This window comes from Cytobacillus sp. FSL R5-0569 (assembly GCF_038007265.1).
Classification (GTDB): Bacteria; Bacillota; Bacilli; order Bacillales; family Cytobacillaceae; genus Cytobacillus; species Cytobacillus kochii.
The window spans coordinates 4,307,153-4,328,878 of sequence record NZ_JBBOWW010000001.1; the positions used below are offsets into that span (position 1 = coordinate 4,307,153).

Consider the following 21,726-nt stretch of genomic DNA (forward strand, 5'->3'; position numbering starts at 1 on the left):
TTAAAAGAAAATGAGAAAGCACTGATCGATTAATTAATTTTTGTTTTCCTATGTTCGTTATTAAACACCATAGTAACCGTTGTTCCTAGATTTTCAACACTTTGTAATTTTATCTCAATGGCTAAAGCCTCGGCAATTTCCTTCGCTAAAGAAAGTCCAAGTCCGACTCCTCCTGTTTTTCTGGACCTTGCTTTATCAATACGGTAAAAACGTTCAAATATTTTGGGAAGCTCATTCTCATCTATACCTATTCCACGGTCAGAAACATGAATAAGTATTTCTTCGTTACTTTTCTCACTCAAAGTGATTGTAATTTCATCATTACTATACTTTCTTGCGTTATCAAGGAATATAAAAAGTAATTGCTTTAACTTTTGTTCATCTGAGTAAATGGACGCATTGCCATCAATTTCACTTTCAAAAATAATCCTTCGATTGTAGCCGTTCTGGAAAGCTTTTGCTGAATCTACCAAAAAGTCGCTTAGGCTAATTTTGGTTGTTTCTATATTCCATTGTTGATTATGTTGTGCTAGGAGTAATAGTTGTTCTGTCAAATTTTTCATTCTAATGGCTTCAGAATGAATCGCTTCAATTGATTCTTTAAAAAGTTCCTCATCATGCAATCCTCGTCTTTTTAAAAGACTGGTATAGCTTTCAATTACAGTTAGTGGTGTTTTTAGTTCATGGGAAGCACTTGAAGCAAATTGTTTTTGCTTATCAAAGTTGACCTCGAGTAAATCAATCATATGATTAAAAGTCGTACCCATTTCATGCAATTCGTCATTGGAATCTTTATTTAATGGCAGCCGTTTAAATTTCCCACTTTCTCTAATTTCACTCATCGTCTTAATCATTGAAGTAATCGGCGCAATAATAAGGTTGCCTAATAACCTACTAGAAATAATAACTGGAATCATTGCAACTAAGGTTACAATGATTAAAACCAACCGTAATACTTTTAAATTTTCTGTCGTTCTTACAATGCTTTTGGCGATTTGCAGGTTAGCTATTTCACCATTGCTCAAAATAATCGGAATCGAACCAAAAGTATATGAGGTTTCACCCTCTTTAATCTCGACATTTAATGAGGAACTAAATGATTTCTCTATGTTATGAGCCTCTTTATTAAAAGAAGGATCCACAAATGTACTAGCTGCTTTTTGGCTATCCTCATAAACGATACGAACCATACCGTCGATAGGAATATAAGCCCGAAGTAACGTGTCCATTGGTACCGTGGCAAGTGACTGATCGATTTCAGCAGCATTTCTTTCCAATTCCAGTTTCCCACGGTCAAGTTCACTATTCATCATCATATTGCTAAACAGCAAATAAATAGAGATATTCATGACGATTAGTAATATGATGAACAAGATAGAAGTATATAGATTGATTTTGTTTTTTAACTTCATTTCATCTCCCTTATTACATAACCTACACCTCGTACCGTATGGATAAGCGCAGGGAGATTTTCAACGTCAATTTTCTTCCTTATATAACGAATATAAACATCAACAACATTTGTATCACCAATAAAATCATATCCCCAGACTGCTTCAACAATTTGATCACGATTCAGTACTTGTCGTTTATTTACCAATAAATAAACAAGCAAATCAAACTCCCTCGGTGTCAATTCAATAGATGTATCCCCACGAAAAACTTCTCTTGTTTTCTCATTCACTTTTAAATTAGCAATCGTAAGCACATCTTCTTCATTTTCTACTTCCTCAGTGACTTTATTTCGGAATGCCACACGGACTCTGGCCAGCAACTCTTCTATTTGAAAAGGCTTTGTTATATAATCATTCGCACCTAAATCTAATCCAGAGACTTTGTCTTCAACTGAGCTTTTCGCAGTTAAAAGTATGACCGGTGTATGGTTATCATTAGCCCTAATTCTTCTTAACAACTCTATTCCGCTAATCCCCGGAAGCATAATATCTAATAATACGAGATCCCATATTTTGCTTTTATAAGTATGGAATCCTTCTAACCCATCAAGCGCTTTTGTCACTTCATATCCTTCATATTCCAGCTCTAATTCTAATAACCGTGCAATTTTTTCTTCATCTTCAATGACGAGAATTGATTTTTTGTCCATTAAATACCCACCCTTTACAATCCACTTTATGATTGATTGTAGATTCTTTTTATTAAGATTCTATTACTTTATGAATATATTTATATTAATACCTTTCAACCCCAGTTTCTGTTAAAATCCGTGTTTATTAAACGGCCAAATGGCTCATTTCTCATCATTTTTTAAAAGAGGCAATTAAATATGAGCTTTCTTTTTTTGAAAGGACTTATCTAGTACAATCGTTTGTTTTTGAATTGAGACTTTTATTGGATGAATTTAACCGGAGCATTTGTTATGGTTAATTAAAATTATATTTACAGGAGATGAAATTGCATCATGTATAAATGGCAACTTGCACTAATTACTGGGATACTTCTCCTCTCTGCTTGTAACAGTAATTCCGGTGAGGAATCGGACATGAATAAAGAGAAGACCCATGAAGTGTCTCAATCATCTGATGAAAAAGAGGCAAACTCAAAATCAGGTAACCATTCAGTCCCTGTACAAAACATAGCAAATGATAAGATTTCTAACGAAAAGGATTTGTCTTCATTACCAGAATACGGCAAAATCATAGAACTAATCGGTGATCAAGATTATCTCTTCACAAAAGAATCAGATACTGGAAGTAAACGCGTGTTTATTATTGAGCAAAATGGTGAAAAACAATATAAAACTATCTTCATCAAGAAAACAAATCGACTTAAAGTGATAAAAATTCACGGTAATGGCGGAGAAGTTTTCAACCAAATATTACCATAAAAAGAATGACAGATAAGACACTAATAGCAGGTGGAAGTAATGAAAGTCGACCGGACCCTTTGAGGTTATTCTTTAAGTATTTATACATTTCTATGGCATGAAAGAAGTTTAAGGAAATTCGCGCCATGATTTCCTATCCGATTCAAACCAATTGTTTCTAGGTAACTTGCACATCTTCATACCTGTTGTTCGCATTTTGGCTTTGCCCATACCTTTTCCCCAAAGGTATAGGTATAACTTATGCTCATGTGTTTGGTTGTAAAGAGGCTAGAGCAAAACAAACACAATAGAAACTAATTTTCCTCACATTGTTCGCCGGAACTTAATAAAGAGTGACACCATTTTAGGGTCACTCTTTGTTCATCATTTCACTGACGGGTGTTTTTTCCTTGCAAGGAATAACATGATGGTACCTGCTAGTAAGATCGTCATACCCATTGCTAAATAGTTATAGCTGTTGGTTGACGTATTTGGTAGAGACTTACCTGTTTTCTCCTCTGGTTTGGCGCCAGATTTCATTTGTTCTTTTTTCCCTTTGATGACATCTGATGGTGTTTTACCATCAGTTGGTTTTTTATTACCATTGCCTGGGTCTGGTTTTTTCGTTGGTGGAGGAGGGGTGTTGCCCTCGCCCGTTCCGTCTTCATCTACTGTAGTTGTTGCTTCTACATAAGTATAACCAAGGATTTCATATTCTTCGTCATATGCCATCAATTCAATAGTGTATGTTGTGTCTTTCTCAAGTTCTGTCCAAATATGCGAGAGTGTATCTGCATCCACGATTTCATACTCTTCTCCATTTAGAGAGATTTCATATTCATAGACTGCTCCTTCACCATCGTATATCCATTCTGTTTCAATAGAGTCCTCTGTTGCTTCTACTTTTGTGAAGTAAAGATCTTCACTAATCGTGAATACATAATCGAAATAAATTTCAATTTCTTCTCCATCCGCATTTAGTGCTGCAATAGCAACTTCATACGGCGTTCCCGGAGATAGTCCAGTAAATACATAACTAGATTCTGTTCCAGGTACTGTATCTACTAATTCACCATCTATATACAATTCATAATCTGCTACTTCTTCTTCCCCAATATATTCCCATTCTGCATAGATTGAATCATGCGTCGCTGTTAAAGAGGTAAAGCTTAAGTTCCCCATTTCTTCTTCATAGAAAACTTCCACACCGCGCATTCTTAATTCTTTAATCACTTCCATCGCTTTCGATCCTTCCGAAATGTCAAGCGTTGGGACCGAGATGAAAGAGACAATAGCTAAGTAAGGTAAATCTAGTAATGGCGAAATATCCGTAATAGCTGTTTCATCCATTGCTAAGAATAATAGATTATTACCATTCTTAAGTGGCGTAATGTCAGTAATAGCATTACCCGAAATAATAAGACCTTGTAAAACATGAGCATTCTCAGAATTTAACCAATCAAGATTCGTCATATTTGTATAATCTGCAAGTAAGAATAGTAACTGTAATTTCGCTAGTGATTTGAAATCACTAATTGGATTATCCGATACGATTAAGTATTGCAGATTGGCTGCTTTTTCGATTCCTTTAAGACTTGTTAGTTCATTATCATATAGTGATAATTCGATTAAGCTACTTGGCAAAACAGGGAGCTTCTTATATCCATTGCTATCTGCTGAAAGCGATTGTAAGTTAGGTAAACCTTGTATTGGTGATAAATCGAGTCCAGGATTGTAGGAAGCAACAAGCATATTTAAGTTTGTTAAGCCCGACAATGGTTTTAAATCTTTCACTTTCGTGTCATCAATAAATAATACCGATAACTTACTCAAGCCTTTAATCGCTGTTAGATCACTGACTGGGTTCCCTGTTATCGATAGCTCTTCAAGGTTTGTAGCCAGCTCTAGTCCAGCTAAATTCCGAACACCTTCATAATCAACATACAGTGAAGTTAAATTTTTCATATCACTTTCATATATGTCACGGCTAATGCCAAGAGTCATCTTAATCATGTCTCTTAACCCTTTATCCTTAATCGACACTTTTTTTCCTTCAGGTAATTTTGCCGTTTTCACATCCATTGTTGCCCGACCAATTAATTGTTTACCGTCGTAAGCCTTAATAACGATATTATAGGTTGTATCTGCCTTTAAGTTCTTAAATACATGTTCTTCTAAACCAGATACTTTCGTTTCTTTCCCGTCAATAGAAACAATATAATGATCTGGGTACAAATTGAAATTGGCTTCAGGCCAGTAACTCCAATACACTTGGATACTTGATTCATTGACAAATCCACGCTCTACCATCATATTTACATCATCTGCTTCATTGCTGTACACGGTTACGCCTTTTGCAGTTAAATCTTTCAGTACAGCTTGTGCCCCAGCATTTTCACCAATCCAAGGCAGACCATAAGCATAAACTGTTTGAAGATTCGTTAATTTTTTTAGGAAATCCAGGTTGGCTAGTGAAGTATGAGAGATATTTAATTCCACTAAACTTGTACTAAAAATACTTGTATCTTTAATAGCTAATCCTGTGACATCAAGGTCTTTTAACTTTGTTAATGCTTTGATTGGTGTTAAATCAGCAATGTCATTATAACCGAGATGCAATGTTTCTAAATTTGTCGCAAATTGTAATCCTTCAATAGATGTTACCCATAAATTCGAGATTGATAGACTGGTTAAACGGTCTAAGTCAGCTTGATAAATAGCGCGCTTTAACCCTAATTCATCTTTAATTGCTTGCTCAAGGGTACTGTCTTCGAATGGAATAACTTCTCCTGTAGGTACTGCCGATGTTGTTACTTCTACCTCTGCTGAAGATACTACACTACCTTTTTGAACACCTTCTACTTTCACTTTATATGTAGTAGCAGGGGCTAATTTCGTTAATGCATAGGTTGTTTTATTTGGTGAAACGACTTCTTTTAAATTGCCATCAACGTATAATCTAAATTCATCAACATCCACTAAACTCCACGAAATGTCAGCTGTTGTATCAGTTATCTTATGTGCAACAATATTTAAGGAAAGGACAGTTTCATCTTTTACTGCTGCTTCTTCATCCGCAACTTGTTCTTCTTCCTCAACAACTGTTTCATCTTCTTTTGGTGACTCTTCGCTAGCTTCCTCTTCTACAACCGGCATTTCAACCGTTAACGTTGTTTCGTTACTTTGCGCCTTACCTTGCGCAATCGCATAAGTCACTGTATCTCCAGGTTTCACCTCAGAATCAATCAATTCATATATACGATAAACGCCATCTTCCCCAGTTTGTTCTTGACTCATTTCTGGTTGGCTGGCAAGAACCGAACGTTCTCCGTTTTTAACGAGGGTGAACAATTCTGCATTCTCATTTGCAGATTCTTCATATTTCACTCGCCATTTCAATTTCACTTGCCCATCAATATATTCTGGATTTTGCAATTGAATATCTAATGGTTTTTCCACATCAGTTGTTCCTGGTGAAGTCGGTGTTTCCTCCGTACTCTCTGTCTCCGCTAGAACGGATGCAGGGATGAAAGAAAAAACGAGCATCATGGATAAAAGTAGATGGATAGCTTTTTTCATTCCCAATTCCCCTATTCTCTCTATTTTTAGAAATATATTCCTTTCAATACAGATGTATCATATAACGAATAGATGGGCTTGTATAGATACTTACGATAAAATATTTTTCGACATCATCCCTTGAGGAAAATAAAGGTTTTTGTCGAAACATGACTTGGCTAGGTTGCTATCCCAATCACCGGAGTACTTGTTTGATAAGCGATTGCGCGGGATACGTCAGAGGATGTTTTGATCGTTGATTTACGATGTAGTCACGGCATGTGCTGCTTATCTCTCCCGAAGATTTGATCGGTTGGGGGTGGTTATAGGAGTGATAAATTTTTTTGAAAGGTAACTCCTCGAGAAAGGAGAATCGTGGATCGGGTTGGTAGCCATAGGGATAAGCTCTGTTGAGGCGATTCTGTCCGTTATCCTACCATTTTTTTGGCTTACTTTGATTTTTGGTTCGTTTCTCGTCTTTTCCTACATTTTTTTTATGCTCGCTCTGGTTTTGGTACGCTTCTCGGCTTTTCCTACCATATTTTTGGCTCACCCCAGTTTTTGGTATGCTTCTCGCTGTTTCCTACCAACTTTTCATGCTCTCTCTGGTTTTTGGTTCGCTTCTCGACGAATCCTACCATATTTTTTGGCTCACCCCAGTTTTTGGTACGCTTCTCGCTGTTTCCTACCAACTTTTCATGCTCTCTCTGGTTTTTGGTTCGCTTCTCGTCTTTCCCTACGATATTTTCTTGCTCACTCTGATTTTTGGCACATTTCTCGGCGTTTCCTACCATATTTTTCGGATCACTCTGATTTTTGGTACGCTTCTCGGCTTTTCCTACCATCTTTTCTTGCTCTCTCCGGTTTTTGATACGCTTCTCGACGTTTCCTACCATATTTTCTTGCTCTCTCCGGTTTTTGGTACGCTTTCCGCCGTACCCTACCATTTTTTCTTGCTCACTCAGGTTTTTGGTACATTTCCACACCCCCCCTCAACGCAGCACCCCTCTCTTTTCCACTACACCCCCATGTTATTACATCAAGCATCTAAAAATAATAAAAGGCTGGAACCACCGAGTCCCAACCTTCAACTTTGTTCTTTATTAGAAACGATCTTTGTTTTTCTCAAATGTATCTTTCACTTTTTCGATGACGATTTTACTGCCACCTTGTTCTTCGACACCTTCAACCATCATTGAGATAAGGAGACGAGGGTCATCCGGGTTATAGGCAACAAACCAGCCGTTTTCTTTACCCTCTTCATCAGCGGTTTGTTTCAGTTCCGCTGTCCCCGTTTTCCCTGCTAGCGGGTAGCCTTCAATACGTGCCGTACGTGCTGTACCGCCTGGTTCGTTCACTACTTTATTCATCGATTCAGCTACAGTTTTAACGGTAGCTTCATCAATTATATTTTCCTTCCATACTTGGCTCTTTTCTTCATCATTCAGGAGCAAGATCGGTTTAATCATTGACCCATTATTGATAAAAGGTGTATAAGAAGTAGCCAAGTGAAGGATGCTCATTTCAACATGTCCTTGCCCGTAACCGGAATCGGCAATTAATGTTTCTTTATCCAGCTCGCCGATTGTAGAAGATTCGAGTGGATAGGCAAAGGGAATATCCTCTGTAAAGCCAAATTCTTTTAACCCAGCAGTTAATTTGTCTTTTCCTAGCTCTAATGCTGCCCTTGCAAAGTAAATATTATCCGAATACATCATCGCCAAATCGAAATTGACTGGCTTTCCAGGATCGCTTACCCTTGTGATTCGGTAATCACCCCAGCGATTATCATCCGGCCACTGCAAGCCCTTCACTTCTATTGTATCTTCAGGTTTAATGGCTCCTTCTTTTAGTGCAAGCGCACCTGTAATTGGTTTAATCACGGAACCTGGTGCATACGTGTGTTGAAAACGGTTCAAGAATGGATTATCACCACTCTCTTCTAGTTCTTCTAATTGCGAGGCAGAGTATCCAAGTGTTGCTTGATTCGGATCGAACCCTGGACTAGAGACAAGGGCCAATGTTTCACCAGTAACAGGGTCAATGGCGGCCGCAGTGCCTGGCTTATGATCCAGTTCTTTATACAAGTCCTCTTGTAATGTGAGGTCAATGGTTAACTGAACGTTGCTACCATTTTCTACTGGTGTTTCGGCCACTACTACCTCTGAACCGTCCTCTTTCTTAATCCCTATTAAGACACCATTTGAACCACGCAGCTTTTCCTCATATACTTTCTCTAAGCCGCGGCGTCCGATGACATCATTACTGCCATATCCTTTTCCTTCGTGTTCCTCCAAGTCGTCAGCCGTCACTTGAGCGACATTACCAATTAAGTGTGAGGCCGCCTCGCCGCCAGGGTATACTCGACCTTCAATATCCTTTTTTAATACACCTGGTATGCTCATCAAGTTATTTAATAGTTCTTCTTGATTCGTCGCAATTTTCTTGATTGGCACAAATTGATTTGCCTGTACCCAACTCGCGCCTAGTTTATCCTTAACAGAGTTCTCTGAGATCTCAAGTAATTTTGCCACTTGCTTAACCGTTTCATCTTCAGAGTCCATTTGTTCTGGGACAATGCCGATTTCTAAAATCGTCCCATTGAAAGCAAGTGGATCGCCTGAACGATCGACAATTTCTCCCCGTTTTGCCTTCACTGTGTTGTATGTAATTTCATCATTCGGGCCAAGTTCAGGGAAAATATAAGTCGTATCCCATTCAATATACCAATTTTCCTCATCGTCTCTCTCTTCTTTAACTAATGTTGCTTGATGATCAAAGGCAATCTCTCCTGCTAAACTGTCCATTTTTGCCGAAAATGGTAGTTGTAATGATTGCTGATCTGTATCTTGTTCTTTCTCTGATTTTTTATGTGAAATGTCTAAGTTAGCAATGCCTAAATCTGTATATACTTTTTCATAGCGACTGACAAAGTCTTCTTCACTAACTGATTCCTTTGCCTCTTTTGAGAGCATGCCATACATTTTTGCGAACTCTTCTTTATTCCAATATTCTATATATTGAGATAACCGTTGTTCTGGATCAACCTCTTTATTGCATGCGCTAAGAATGGCTAAAACCGTAATGGCCACAAATAAATAGACTATCTTTTTCATGTCTCTCCCCCTCATCAACCATTTTAACACTACGGTCACTTTCATACCATATATAGAACAACGGTTTCATGCGAACATTTTATGAACAAAAAAATCCGAGCCTTTATGACAGCTCGGATATGCCTACTTGTTTTTCCTTTTCCTTATGATGAATGGTTTTCAAACGAATGTAGAAACCGATTGCCGCTGCAGTTAGCCCTACGGAAATACCAATCCAAAAACCGTATGCCTCAAGCTCTGTAAAGGCAGCTAAACCATAGCCAACTGGAATACCAATCACCCAATAGGATATAAAAGCAATGATAAATGGTATTTTCACATCTTTATAGCCTCGTAAGACACCTTGTAATCCCGCTTGAGCCGCATCTGAAATCTGATAAAAAATAGCAATCACAAAAAAGTTAGCCGCAAGTAAAATCACTTGTGGATCATTCGAATAGATGGCGGCAATTTGTTCTTTGAAGAACAACAAGAAGATAGAAGCAAAGCCCATAAATGCCATTCCACCTATAACACCAAGCAAACTGTATTTTTTTGCGTTGTCTAAACGTCTGCCCCCAACAGAGTACCCGATCATAATTGTCATCGCCATTGATAGACTAAGAGGAATCATAAATAATAAGGAAGTGAAACTAAACGCCACTTGGTTGGCTGCTACTGTAATCGTTGAAAACATCATACCAACTAAAAGGGTCACAACCGCAAAAATACTAGACTCAAAGAAAATTGTTAATCCTATTGGAATTCCAATGGATAATTGTTCTCTCCATGCTTTTATTGATGGCTTAAACCAAACTTTCCCAATTTTGTAGTTTCTTATTTTACCGATTTTAAAACTGATCAATATACTAATAATTAGAATGAACCAATACGTAAAGCCCGTTGTATAACCTGCACCAACTCCGCCGAGCCTTGGAAAACCAAAGTGACCAAAAACTAAGCAGTAGTTCAAGAATATATTTACTGGTACCGCTAATATGGTAATAATCATCGTGATTTGTGTGAATCCTTGTGCATCAAAGAAGTTCCTTAGCACATTGTATAAAAATAACGGCACAATCCCGATAGATAATCCAAGTAAATAATGAAAAGCAATATATTCAACATTTGGAGCCAAGCCCATTAAACTTAAAATCGGCTCCAGGAAAAAAATACCGATTAAAAGTATAATAACAGCAATAATAGCAGCTAAGTATAACGCTTGTGTCACACTATAGGATATTTTCTCCTTTTTACCTTGTCCTAGTAAATGCGACACAATAGGAGTTATAGCAAGCATAATCCCATTGATCCCTGTAAATACCGGCATCCATATGTTGGACCCAATTGCCACTCCAGCCAAATCATCCGTTCCAACGCGGCCAGACATCATCGTATCCGTTAAATTCATTGCATATAGCCCTATTTGCGTCACCATAATCGGCCATAGCACTTGCAAAAATAGCTTAATTTTCTCATTCCACGTTTCTGCATGATACATCTTGTATTCTATCTCCTGTTTCGTCTGATTTTAACGATTATTTATTTTAGCACTGGAATGATGTTGTTTCAATCGAACATCAGAAGTGGATGATAACATATCACTAGCTGGAGCCCACCTTGCATAAAGAATAAGATCCCCTGTTGTCCCTGCTGGAATAACCGTTACCACCTGCCCCGCAGTATTATACCAATTCACAAATCGGTAACCACGTACTGGTCCTGGTGGATTTAATATAATTGGCAGTTCTGAGGCTGTGTACGTTTGTGGGTTTGGACTCACCGTTCTAAATATATTTTGATAAGTAATTGTATCATTAGGTAATCTGACCAACAGGACTTGCGTATTGTCATCACTTAAACGAATCACCCAATCCTCAAACTCGGTTGTCGGCTTAAAAAATTTATCCGCATCTGATTGTACTAAGATCGGATAAGTTGCGGTCGATTCAGCAACTACGATTGGTGTACCAGCATCATTTGGTGTGACATAATTGGTTAAATCTAATTGCACAACAGTCCCTTGGATAAGCGGTGCGGTAATGTAGGCTACGTTACTTCGACCAACAATATAAAGCCCGTTCGCATCCCCAAGCTGATCTTGCATGAGTAGAATACCACCATTATATATACCTGGTGCAGTTTCAGCCATATTCACACCAATATCCCCAACACTATTACTACCTACAAAAGAAATTTCACCTGTATTAAAAATACCTCCGCCAACTAGGGCAGCTTCATTACGTTCAACTAGAGATTCTGTTATCCTTGTTTGGCTATTTGTATTCGTAAATATGCCTCCACCTGTTTCACCAGCATAGTTATCAGTTACTTGAATATTAGTGAGAACGACTTCTGTAATATCATTAACAAACACACCGCCGCCACTTTCAGTTACCCGATTATTTCTTATGATACTCTCCATGATTTGAAGCCCCGCATTTAAATTGACAAACACACCTCCACCATTAGCAGCAATATTTTCGAATATCGTGCATTGGTCGAATATCGTACTTGTTTCATTATTAAAGTATACCCCACCGCCATTAAGGTTGGCTTGATTAGAGAAAATACGGCAAAGAGATAGAGTAATCGTTGCATTTGAATTGATAAATAAACCAGCTCCATTACTGGCAATATTGTCCGCCACTTCACAGTTAACGATATTTATCACACTATTAATGTTAGCAAAGAAAGCTCCACCATTACTTGATGTCGAATTTCCAGTTAGCAAAACATCGTTAAAGGCGATTTGAGATCGCTGGTTAATATACAAGCCGCCTCCATTTTTTAACGCAGTATTGTTTGCGATGCTACCTCTCATGAAGCTTCCAATAACGTCCGGGTTGATTAAGACCCCACCTGCCCCCCTCGTATCAGTTGGTTCTGTTGATTGATTCCCGATAATATCCGTATCAGCAATAGTAAAACTTGTACCTGTATTAAAGTAAATGCCCCCACCAACGGTCGCGATATTATTGGAGATAACTGACCCATTAATAGTGGCACTTCCTTGGTTCACAAAAATAGCTCCACCAAAGCTAGCACAAACATTCTGCACTAACATTGAATCGGTGATATTCGCATGTGCACTTGAAGCAATATATATACCTCCACCAAACTCTGAGGCATCACAATTATAAATGGTTGAATTGTTTACATTACAAATAGCAGATCCAGTTAGATAGAAGGCACCTCCCCTTGGCACAGAAGAATTTTGCAAGGATGAATCGTTAAGCGTTACAATACCCGTACCTGTACAAAAAACAATCGAAGAGGCGACAGTATTTTGTTTATTACCATCTATAGTTAAACCTTGCAAAAGTAGGTTCCCATTTGTAGCAACATTAAAAAGGTATCCTGTAAACCCCGTAAGTCTGGTCAAGATAATAGATGTATTTTCCCCACTTATCTCCACTGTGTAGTTAATTGATAGAGTTGTTTCAAGATCAAAACTATCCGTAACCGTAATAACATCCTCTTGATTACTAATTGCCGTTTGCAGTTCTGCAAAAGTTGAAACCGAAACCATCATGTTCACTCCTATCTGAGCATGTCCTTTTATAACATATGAAGGACTGGACTTACTGGTGAAAAAGAATGACAGTGGCACTCTTATCGGTTATAATTTTGGAAAAGAAAGGATGATGTTTTTGACTATTTATAAACCACTCGAAGTTTCGACTACTCTCCGTTTTTATCGAGCAATCCACAGTCGCACCGAATTACCTCCAGAATCTGCGTACTATCTTCAATCTTTACAAAAAGGCTATAATGGTGAGAAGAATTGGGCCACCTATCTGAATGAACTCCCGAAGAACATCCCGATTCTATATGATCTTCAATTTGAAGTGAACCAATCTACGATTCAAATTGATGCCCTCTGTATTCTCCAAAACAAACTAGTACTTTTTGAAGTAAAAAACTTCCAAGGAAATTTTTCAGTAGATGGAGATAAGTGGTATAGTCCCTCTCACAAAGAAATGAAAAATCCCCTCAACCAGATCAAACGTGCCGAACCCTTATTCCATCAATTCTTAAAAAAGTACCAACTTAACATGCCGTTTGACTATTACCTTATTTTCGTCCACCCTACTTTTATCCTCTACGGTGCCTCTCATCAAGAACAACTCATTCTTCCAGGACAAATCCCTGAATTCTTGGATGGTCTCAAACAACAAACCTTTTCACCCCAACGGATGCACACAAAAATTATTGATACCTTATTAACAAATCACATAAACGATATCCACTTGCTCCATAAACCTGAATATCACTTTGATCAGATGGCGAAAGGGCTATTTTGCGGGGTTTGTGGAGGGAAGATGAAAAGAAAACATAAAAAGACATTTTCCTGCATGAAATGTCATCACTCTGCTACAGTCAACGATACTGTCTTATACAATATTCAAGATTATATGGCACTTTTTCCAGAACGTAAGGTAACTACGGCTAATATTTTTGACTGGATTGGTGGAGAGGTTAGTAAAAGATTCATTAACTATTTCATGCTTAACAAATTTGAAAGTCATGGCTTAGGAAAATCTACTTATTATAAACAAAACAAATATTGACTGTAACTTAGGATCTAAGAGGAAAAACCATTTGTTACGATTACGCATCTACCTTTTTGATATCTTACACGCGCGCAATTCCCGTTTTCTTTCCTTTCCCTTTTGCGCGTATCCACCATTTACGAACAATTCCTGCTTTCTTCCCTTTCTCTTTCGCGCGCAATATTTACCCCAAATCAACTTTCATTTACATATATCAATCAATTACGCACCTACACAAATACCTTTTCCAAAAACACAAAAACCCCCACAGACCAAAGCCTGCGGGGGTTCCATTAATTATGATAATACTGCTAATCTTTCTTTAACTTCTTCTTCAGTTAACCCGTGCTCTGCGATGTAGCGGTTGCGTGGGTGTGAACGGCATTCTTCGGAACAGCTACGTAAATGTTTGTGTTCATTTTCCTCAGAACAAAGGATTTTTTTGTTACATTCTGGGTTGGCACAGTTAACGTAACGTTCACATGGCTCACCAGAATAGTAATCCTTCCCTACAACTACATGTTCTTTGCGGTTGACGGGTACTGCGATTCTTTCATCGAATACATATAATTGGCCATCCCATAGATCGCCTTGGACTTCGGGATCTTTTCCGTAAGTGACGATACCGCCATTCAGTTGACCTACATCTTTAAAGCCTTCTTGAAGTAACCAGCCAGAGAATTTTTCACAACGAATACCACCAGTACAATAAGTGACAATTTTCTTCTCGCCTAACAATTCTTTATTATCTCTTACCCATTGAGGGAGGTCGCGGAAGTTTGTAATATCTGGGCGAATGGCACCACGGAAGTGACCTAGGTCATATTCATAATCATTTCTTGCGTCTAAAACAACTGTATTTTCATCATTTAAGCTCTCGTAGAATTCTTTCGCGCTTAAATGTTTACCTGTTAATTGATTTGGATTGATATCGTCTTCTAATCGAAGAGTAACTAGCTCTGGACGATAACGTACTTTCATTTTTGGAAACGCATGTTCATCTGCTTCATCGATTTTGAAAATCATATCAGCAAAACGTGGGTCTGCTTTCATATGCTCGATGTAGCGGTCTGTTTGTTCTACAGTACCTGAACAAGTCCCATTAATTCCTTCATCTGCAATCAAAATACGGCCTTTTAATCCTAGTTCGTTACAAAATGCTTTGTGTTCAATCGCGAACTCTTCTCCGTTTTCAATTGGTACGTACATGTAGTATAACAATACGCGATAGTTATTCTTTCCTTCCATTTTCTTCACCTATTCTTTTTATATTTGCAAGATATAATGGTTCAATAGGTTTTTTACACCATTTTCTTACTGACAGTATTATAACAAAAAAACGCTAGGAAATAATGTCGATTTATTGACCTTTTTTTGGTATTCTTACCCGACTAACAGTTTATCCACCGCAATATAATTTCATACTTAATATAAAAAATCGAAAAAATACTTAATTTTACCTATATCTGAACATTTAAAATTATTGATAAATATACAAAATTTACTTATTATAAAAGGAAAAGGAGGTATGTTTATGAGCCTTGCACCAGTAAGTTTTGGAGAAATTCTCAGCGATCTTCGTCAATTTAAAAAACTATCAATTGAGGATTTAGCACAAGGAATTTGTTCGTCAGAAGAAATCATCGAATATGAAAAAGGCAAGAAGTATCCAACATTAGATCAGTTATATGAATTGGCTGAACGGTTGAATGTAGAAGTCAGCCATTTCATTGACTATGCATCATCAAGTACCTTCAATTATGTTACGGCTGTTTTTTTATTAATTAAGAAGTATAAGCGTGAACGTGATTATCAAGCGATTTATGGGATTATTGAACAAGAGAGGGACAACCCTTTATTTAAGCAGCGAATTTCTATGCAATTTATGCTTTGGCATGAGGGGATTTGTGAGTATTATTTACACCAAAATGAGGATGATGCGGTAAAACTCCTTTATCAAGCAATCGATTTAACGAACCCTGATAGAAGTAGACTGACAGAGAACGAAATTGAAATTCTTACGAGCTTAGCGATTATTAAACTTGAAGAAAAGGACTTCATATTTGCTTCTAATATGTTTGAGGATGCGTTAGATAATTTGGATTCGCTTCCGCATATACTGGATCCGAAAGTGAAATTGCGGATTTTGTATGGGCTGTCACAAACATTAGCAGCAATGAATAATTATGAGGACTCGTTGAAATATAGTAATTTAGGGATTAATTATTGCATTAATAATGAGATTCTCTATTTATTTGGGGAATTTTACTTCCAATCGGGCGAAAGTTACATCAAAATTGGTGAGATAGATATAGGTACGGAGTATATTAATCGGGCAAAATCTATCTTTTTACTACAAAATGATGAAAAATTTGCCAAATTAGTAGGGATAGAGCTAGATAAATTATTAGAAAAGTGTTAATATTTGTATTGTAAGATATTTCTATATTGAAAGGAGAAAGGAAAATGAAAAAATTCGTTTCTGCATCAGTTGTTGCACTTTCAATGGTTGCTTTCGGAGGATTTGTTGGAGCTGAACCGCTACCGACCCAACATGGCGCTGAACCACTTCCTACTCAGCACGGTGCTGAGCCGCTTCCAACTCAACACGGATCTTCACCACTACCAACTCAACATGGCGCTGAACCGCTGCCGACTCAACATGGTGCACCACTACCTACCCAACATTAATAAGGTTTGAGCAAAAGCACTTTCCCGCCAGAAGGTGCTTTTTCTTGTTAAAAGGAACGCCGTGGGCTTAGTAAGTGTTTAAGATCCACTGCCAATTGTTCGACATATTTCTCTACATCTACATCCCCTTGACTCATTCCATTTTCGTGCGCCTTCAATAATAATTCTAGTAGATTAATAGGGTTTTCTGCATCCAAACCAAACTATCCTCCTAGTATTTCTTAGGAATATTATACTAAAATTCCCAATATGAATCAATATTAAATTGTCAAAAAATTTCCGTTTTTGTAAATATACTTATATGGAAGCATTTAAATATATCCTTCCACCTAATTTACCCCCATTTTTCAACATCATTTGACATATGTCTGCTCATTCGATGATAGTCGACATTTTTCTTCGACAAGAACTTTATCATAAGCTGTCACATTATGTCGTATGTTTCAAGAACCAAGTCGAAAGTCCTCGAAAATAATGTTTTTTCATCTTATTTTGTAAAAGGTTGTAAAAAATATAATTCTATAGACGATATTATGATAGAATTGACGAAATCTTGGAGTAAAGGAGAGATTACTAGACGTGAAAAAACATATGGTGTCGATGGCCACGATTGCTGTCGTTTCCTCTGCTTTTGCCGCTCAAGCGTCCGCTGACTCAACTCATACTGTAAAACAAGGAGATACATTATGGGATATAGCTAAGAAATACAATACATCTGTTTCTCAGCTAAAAAAATGGAATGATTTAAACTCAGACTTCTTACAAATTAACCAAAAGCTCATTGTCTCTAGTGAAAACTCAGCACCTGCAAAAGAGAATAATTCTTCTAATCAGTCTAGTTCAGGTACATATAAAGTGGTGTCAGGAGATACTTTATCTAAGATTGCACGCCAACATAATATGACTGTCAAAGCTTTAGTAGATCTCAATAATTTAAAAGGCGATCTCATTTTCCCAGGACAAGCACTTAAAGTGAATGGTTCATCCTCAAGTAATTCTGGAAATGCTTCTTCCAAACCATCAAGCGGTTCAAATGGAAGTAGCGGGAATTCCAATTCCAAGAAGGATACATATGTTATTCAGCCTGGAGACACACTAAGTGGCATCGCTAAAAAGACAAACACGACTGTTAGCAATTTAAAAAAGTGGAATCAGTTAAGTTCTGATTTAATTTTTGCCGGAAAAAAATTATATGTAACCAGTAATAATGCTGGTAAGGATACAGAGACGAAGCCGTCTAATCCAACAAATGACAATATCTCAGGAAATGCCGCTGCCATAATTAATGAGGCTAAGAAGCACTTAAATACGCGCTATGTTTGGGGCGGATCAACGCCAAGTGGGTTTGATTGTAGTGGATTTATCTATTACGTACTGAAGCAAACAGGAACAAACATTGCGAGAACAAACGCCGAGGGTTATTTTAGCCGTTCGTATTATGTAAACGACCCTGTACCGGGTGATATTGTTTTCTTTGAGGGTACTTATAAAAAAGGAATCTCTCACTTAGGGTTTTATATCGGAAATAATCAATTCATCCATGCTTCATCAAGTGGTGTTATGATTACCAGCTTAGACAACCCTTATTGGAGCAAACATTTTGATAGTTTCAAGCGACTTTATTAAACAAGTTTATCTTTACCGTCAATGGTAAATAAATAAAAGGGGGGTCCATGTCAATTCACCCCCTTTCAATTTCTAAAAGAGGTGAATCGAATTGAGTATCTTTATGTTTATTAGCATCATGACATTGATATTGCTTTTAATTAGTTTTCTACTGATCTTTTCAAAGCTCTATCGAAAAACAGCTACACGATTAAGTCTATTGATTTTACTTTTCGGTGCCGTCTCTTTTCCTCTGTTTTCTGTGATGTACCAAGTGCGAACAACGAATTATCTAATTGATTTTTCAACAATCGGAACCGTCTTTTTTCTTACTTGGACTTTAGTTGTCATTACACTTCTTGGAGGTATTTTCTTTCGTTTCCGTGTGAATATTTCCGAAGAAAGTGAGATGTACCGTCATTAATTCAAGGCTTGAACGATTACTTTCTGGAATAAGTCTTTCTCCTCCAAAAATGGATAATGATTGCTATTTTCAAAAATAAATAGCTGTGATTGGGGTATTTCTTGGTGGATTTCCTTCGAATACTCAACCGGGCACTGGACATCATAACGTCCACAACAAATGTTCGTCGGTATGTTGATTTGCTTTAATTTCCTTGTTATATCAAAAAGAACGGCTTCTCTACTGAAAAAATCCAACCTCACCCCTGACATATCCTTACATATGTTGCCCGTAAAATATTGGGTGTATTTTTCGGGTTCAAATAGAGAAAGCTGGATACGTTTCTTTTTTAACTGTTCTTTATCTATTGCAGTTACATTTGGCTGAGTTAATGCAAATTGATACTGTTGCATTTCAGCAAATTTGGGATGTTTTTCATTATAGATGCATGCTGAGGACTCTGTGTAGTCTCTTGCTGCTGAACCCACAATAACAAGTGATTCTAACGAAGACTGATGAAGCAGTGCATAAAGAAGGCCAATCATTCCACCTGTTGAATGACCGGCATAAATCCATCTTTCATAGCCTAATGCTACTCTTATTGCCTCTATATCTAATACGCTATCTACCATACTATATTCATATGGCTCATGAGCTTGCTCTGATTCTCCCACCCCGCGTATATTTATTAACGTTACGCAAAAACGCTTAGAGAATGTATCAGCAAAATAGTCTCCTGTTTCATTAAAGACGGCATAAAGATGCGCAACGCATAAAGGCTTTCCAACTCCCTTTTGAAAGATTTCAAACACACCTCTTTGGGTTTGGAGCATTTTTCTTTTCCACATCCTTCTCCACCATCCCTACTTTAATGATACTTGCAAGATACTTCTGAAAATACACCGTTTTTCTCAATCGTTAATGATCGGTCACCTGACTCCTCATAACAGCGCTCAATAATCTGTTCATTTTCGACATGTTGGTTATATATTTTGAGCATAATAACCATCGCTGCACCCAGGATAAACACACTTCCTAATAATAATATAAGTAATTTTACCTTGTCTTTTTGCATTTTCATCCCTCCTTACTCAAACACATAGTTAAATAACAAACTGAGCAAACTAAAGTATTCTTTTTATATAGGGAGCTCAACATATGATATTCTTAGCGATTCTATTGATGGTTTGTGGATTATTTATTATCAACGGCATTTATGCCTATCAAACGAAGCACATTGATACCTTTTTTCTTTCTACACTTTGGTACTATATTAAACTTGTTCCTTTATTTATTGCTGCCAGTTTAATGATTGGCTATGGTGTAAAGTTTTTAAGCAAACATGTCGATAACCTTTCTTTTTCCCTCATCGCCTCTAAAGGGATTGAGATTCTTGTTAGTCTAATCATTGGGTACCTCTTTTTTAAAGAAACACCTACTCTTCGGACAGGGTTCGGAATTGTAGTGATATTGGTTGGTTTTTGGTTATTAAAAGGTAAATGAACATGATTTCTTAAAAAGATCGCACTTGCGATATCAGATGTTGGAAATGAGAACCCTTCACTGGTTCAAATAAAACGGGCTTCATCGTTCCACTGTATGTACAGCAAATATATTCATCATCTATTACGCGCAAATAATCTAATAAAAAGTGATTATCAAGAAATACTTCTACATCACCTTTCCCTGATAACTCTTCAATTGGTTGCCATTCTTCAATCCTGCCTATTTGTTTGGCATTGGAAGATATCAGCAGTCTCCCATTTTGTATTTGTAATTTAATATGATGATTCTTTTTAGCATCCGAAAAGAGTGCTGCTCGCTCAATTCCATGTAAAAAGGTTTCAGTATGGATATGAAAAGAACTGACCTTTTGCTTTGGAATAAAATCACTTGTGACCGGATATCGTCCTTCTATCAGTCTTATATAAAAATGACAATGTTTACTTTTCAAAGCTAGATGGTTTTTAGAAAGTGATAATGCAACCTCTTCCTCTGTATGTAAGCTAAGTTTCGACCATTCAAGTAGACTTTCACTTGGAACAATCATTTCTGTTTCTAACTGTGAAGGTATCGTCAATGAACTAATAGAATAACGATGAGCATCTGTACTTATGAAAGTGAGCTCGCCATGACGAGCAACGATTTTAACACCCGTTAAGACCGGACGATTGTCATGAACAGCAGCAGCAAACACTGTTTGCCGGATGAGCGTATGAAGTTCTGCTGCATTCAATGAAAGAACCCCTTCTGCTGGCACATCAGGAATATTTAGTGTCTTTACGTCTGTTAAAGCGAAAATTCTTGTATGAATTTCTTCTGATTGAATGTTAATCGTACTATGCTCACTCAAGTAAATATGTATATTGGCTGGTAACTTCTTAATAATATCAGAAAAGTATTTGGCAGAAATAATAACAGAGCCTGTGCGTTTAATGATGAGCCCCTCGTCCGTTTCGGAGGGTATATTTATTTCCATAAGCACATCTTCATTTCCAGCAATGAACGTGACTTGATGACTGTTTACAATTATTTTCATAGGAGATTGACTATTTTTTAACACCTTACTAATATTTTTTAGTATGCCCTGCAATGTAGACTTACAAATGGTTAATTCCATGTTATTCTTTCCTCACTTTATCGCTATGTCTAGGCTATACATTCGGTAGAAACATGTCGAATCCTGCCAGTAAGTACTAATTTTTATCGCCAGAACAGGGAAATCATAATGAAAGATACTTGTTCACTTACTATAATAATAACAGGGTTTTAAGCAGCGGGATTACGAGTATGTGATGAGTTTTCGCTATTGAGGTGGGCTGGATTTATTTATATACGTCCAACTAGTGATTTGCGCCCAAGCACCTCTACTTTCACGTCCGTTTGTTGGAGAATCAATTTAAACACCTAGGAAAAGAGGATAAGCTCCATACACACCCTACAACTTGAATTCACTTATTTCAGGACTAACCTGGGCTATTTTGTTTTTTCTCC

19 protein-coding genes are annotated in these 21,726 nt (G+C 37.3%); 7 read left to right on the forward strand and 12 right to left on the reverse strand.

The window, feature by feature from the left end:
* Positions 1–29: 29 nt before the first annotated feature.
* Positions 30–1,412, reverse strand: coding sequence for a sensor histidine kinase (locus tag MKX78_RS21925; protein ID WP_307316268.1), 1,383 nt, complete (start codon positions 1,410–1,412; stop codon positions 30–32).
* Entirely contained in the window at positions 1,409–2,104 is a 696-nt protein-coding gene (locus MKX78_RS21930) for a response regulator transcription factor (RefSeq protein WP_307316269.1), read from the reverse strand. The genes MKX78_RS21925 and MKX78_RS21930 overlap by 4 nt, the downstream gene beginning before the upstream one ends.
* 315 nt (positions 2,105–2,419) lie before the next feature.
* On the opposite strand from MKX78_RS21930, the gene MKX78_RS21935 reads away from it, so the two are divergent.
* Positions 2,420–2,845, forward strand: a complete 426-nt coding sequence (locus MKX78_RS21935) for a hypothetical protein (RefSeq protein WP_307316272.1) — start codon at positions 2,420–2,422, stop codon at positions 2,843–2,845.
* 363 nt (positions 2,846–3,208) lie between these two features.
* Here MKX78_RS21935 and MKX78_RS21940 read toward each other — a convergent pair whose 3' ends face one another.
* The 5 genes from MKX78_RS21940 to MKX78_RS21960 form a co-directional block, all read right to left on the reverse strand.
* Positions 3,209–6,403, reverse strand: a complete 3,195-nt coding sequence (locus MKX78_RS21940) for a fibronectin type III domain-containing protein (protein ID WP_307316274.1) — start codon at positions 6,401–6,403, stop codon at positions 3,209–3,211.
* 512 nt (positions 6,404–6,915) lie between these two features.
* The gene (locus MKX78_RS21945) at positions 6,916–7,368 is read right to left on the reverse strand and encodes a hypothetical protein (protein ID WP_341052418.1); all 453 of its coding nucleotides are present in this window, start codon (positions 7,366–7,368) and stop codon (positions 6,916–6,918) included.
* Between the two features lie 117 nt (positions 7,369–7,485).
* Positions 7,486–9,498 (reverse strand): penicillin-binding transpeptidase domain-containing protein, encoded by a 2,013-nt coding sequence (locus MKX78_RS21950; RefSeq protein WP_341052419.1) that lies wholly within the window; start codon positions 9,496–9,498, stop codon positions 7,486–7,488.
* A gap of 103 nt (positions 9,499–9,601) precedes the next feature.
* Entirely contained in the window at positions 9,602–10,978 is a 1,377-nt protein-coding gene (locus tag MKX78_RS21955; protein WP_340976748.1) for an MATE family efflux transporter, read from the reverse strand.
* Positions 10,979–11,008: 30 nt separating this feature from the next.
* Entirely contained in the window at positions 11,009–13,009 is a 2,001-nt protein-coding gene (locus tag MKX78_RS21960; protein WP_322909814.1) for a hypothetical protein, read from the reverse strand.
* A 121-nt stretch (positions 13,010–13,130) separates the two neighbouring features.
* Here MKX78_RS21960 and MKX78_RS21965 point away from each other — a divergent pair, with 121 nt between their 5' ends.
* Complete coding sequence (locus tag MKX78_RS21965; RefSeq protein ID WP_341052424.1) at positions 13,131–14,051, forward strand: NERD domain-containing protein; 921 nt, start codon at positions 13,131–13,133, stop codon at positions 14,049–14,051.
* A 279-nt stretch (positions 14,052–14,330) separates the two neighbouring features.
* On the opposite strand, the gene trhO is transcribed toward MKX78_RS21965, so the two are convergent.
* Entirely contained in the window at positions 14,331–15,281 is a 951-nt protein-coding gene (gene trhO / locus MKX78_RS21970) for an oxygen-dependent tRNA uridine(34) hydroxylase TrhO (protein ID WP_341052425.1), read from the reverse strand.
* A 286-nt stretch (positions 15,282–15,567) separates the two neighbouring features.
* Between trhO and MKX78_RS21975 the strand changes: the two genes are divergently transcribed.
* Positions 15,568–16,455 carry a helix-turn-helix domain-containing protein gene (locus tag MKX78_RS21975; RefSeq protein ID WP_095371653.1) on the forward strand — a complete coding sequence of 296 codons (888 nt, stop codon included), beginning with the start codon at positions 15,568–15,570 and terminating at the stop codon, positions 16,453–16,455.
* A gap of 44 nt (positions 16,456–16,499) precedes the next feature.
* Positions 16,500–16,724, forward strand: coding sequence for a hypothetical protein (locus MKX78_RS21980; protein ID WP_095371652.1), 225 nt, complete (start codon positions 16,500–16,502; stop codon positions 16,722–16,724).
* A gap of 47 nt (positions 16,725–16,771) precedes the next feature.
* Here MKX78_RS21980 and MKX78_RS21985 read toward each other — a convergent pair whose 3' ends face one another.
* Positions 16,772–16,921: a hypothetical protein gene (locus MKX78_RS21985; protein ID WP_281203165.1), complete on the reverse strand. Its 150-nt coding sequence runs from the start codon at positions 16,919–16,921 to the stop codon at positions 16,772–16,774.
* Positions 16,922–17,303: 382 nt separating this feature from the next.
* On the opposite strand from MKX78_RS21985, the gene MKX78_RS21990 reads away from it, so the two are divergent.
* Positions 17,304–18,350 carry a C40 family peptidase gene (locus tag MKX78_RS21990; protein ID WP_095371651.1) on the forward strand — a complete coding sequence of 349 codons (1,047 nt, stop codon included), beginning with the start codon at positions 17,304–17,306 and terminating at the stop codon, positions 18,348–18,350.
* Positions 18,351–18,441: 91 nt separating this feature from the next.
* Positions 18,442–18,753 (forward strand): hypothetical protein, encoded by a 312-nt coding sequence (locus MKX78_RS21995; RefSeq protein ID WP_095371650.1) that lies wholly within the window; start codon positions 18,442–18,444, stop codon positions 18,751–18,753.
* Here MKX78_RS21995 and MKX78_RS22000 read toward each other — a convergent pair.
* Entirely contained in the window at positions 18,750–19,580 is an 831-nt protein-coding gene (locus MKX78_RS22000; RefSeq protein WP_307318261.1) for an alpha/beta fold hydrolase, read from the reverse strand. The two genes, MKX78_RS21995 and MKX78_RS22000, sit on opposite strands and share 4 nt — an antisense overlap.
* Before the next feature lie 20 nt (positions 19,581–19,600).
* Complete coding sequence (locus MKX78_RS22005) at positions 19,601–19,807, reverse strand: hypothetical protein (RefSeq protein WP_307318260.1); 207 nt, start codon at positions 19,805–19,807, stop codon at positions 19,601–19,603.
* 83 nt (positions 19,808–19,890) lie between these two features.
* On the opposite strand from MKX78_RS22005, the gene MKX78_RS22010 reads away from it, so the two are divergent.
* Positions 19,891–20,235, forward strand: a complete 345-nt coding sequence (locus MKX78_RS22010; protein WP_095371647.1) for a hypothetical protein — start codon at positions 19,891–19,893, stop codon at positions 20,233–20,235.
* 10 nt (positions 20,236–20,245) lie between these two features.
* Here the strand turns inward: MKX78_RS22010 and dnaN are convergent, their stop codons facing one another.
* Positions 20,246–21,352 (reverse strand): DNA polymerase III subunit beta, encoded by a 1,107-nt coding sequence (gene dnaN / locus MKX78_RS22015; RefSeq protein WP_307318259.1) that lies wholly within the window; start codon positions 21,350–21,352, stop codon positions 20,246–20,248.
* Between the last annotated feature and the right edge of the window lie 374 nt (positions 21,353–21,726).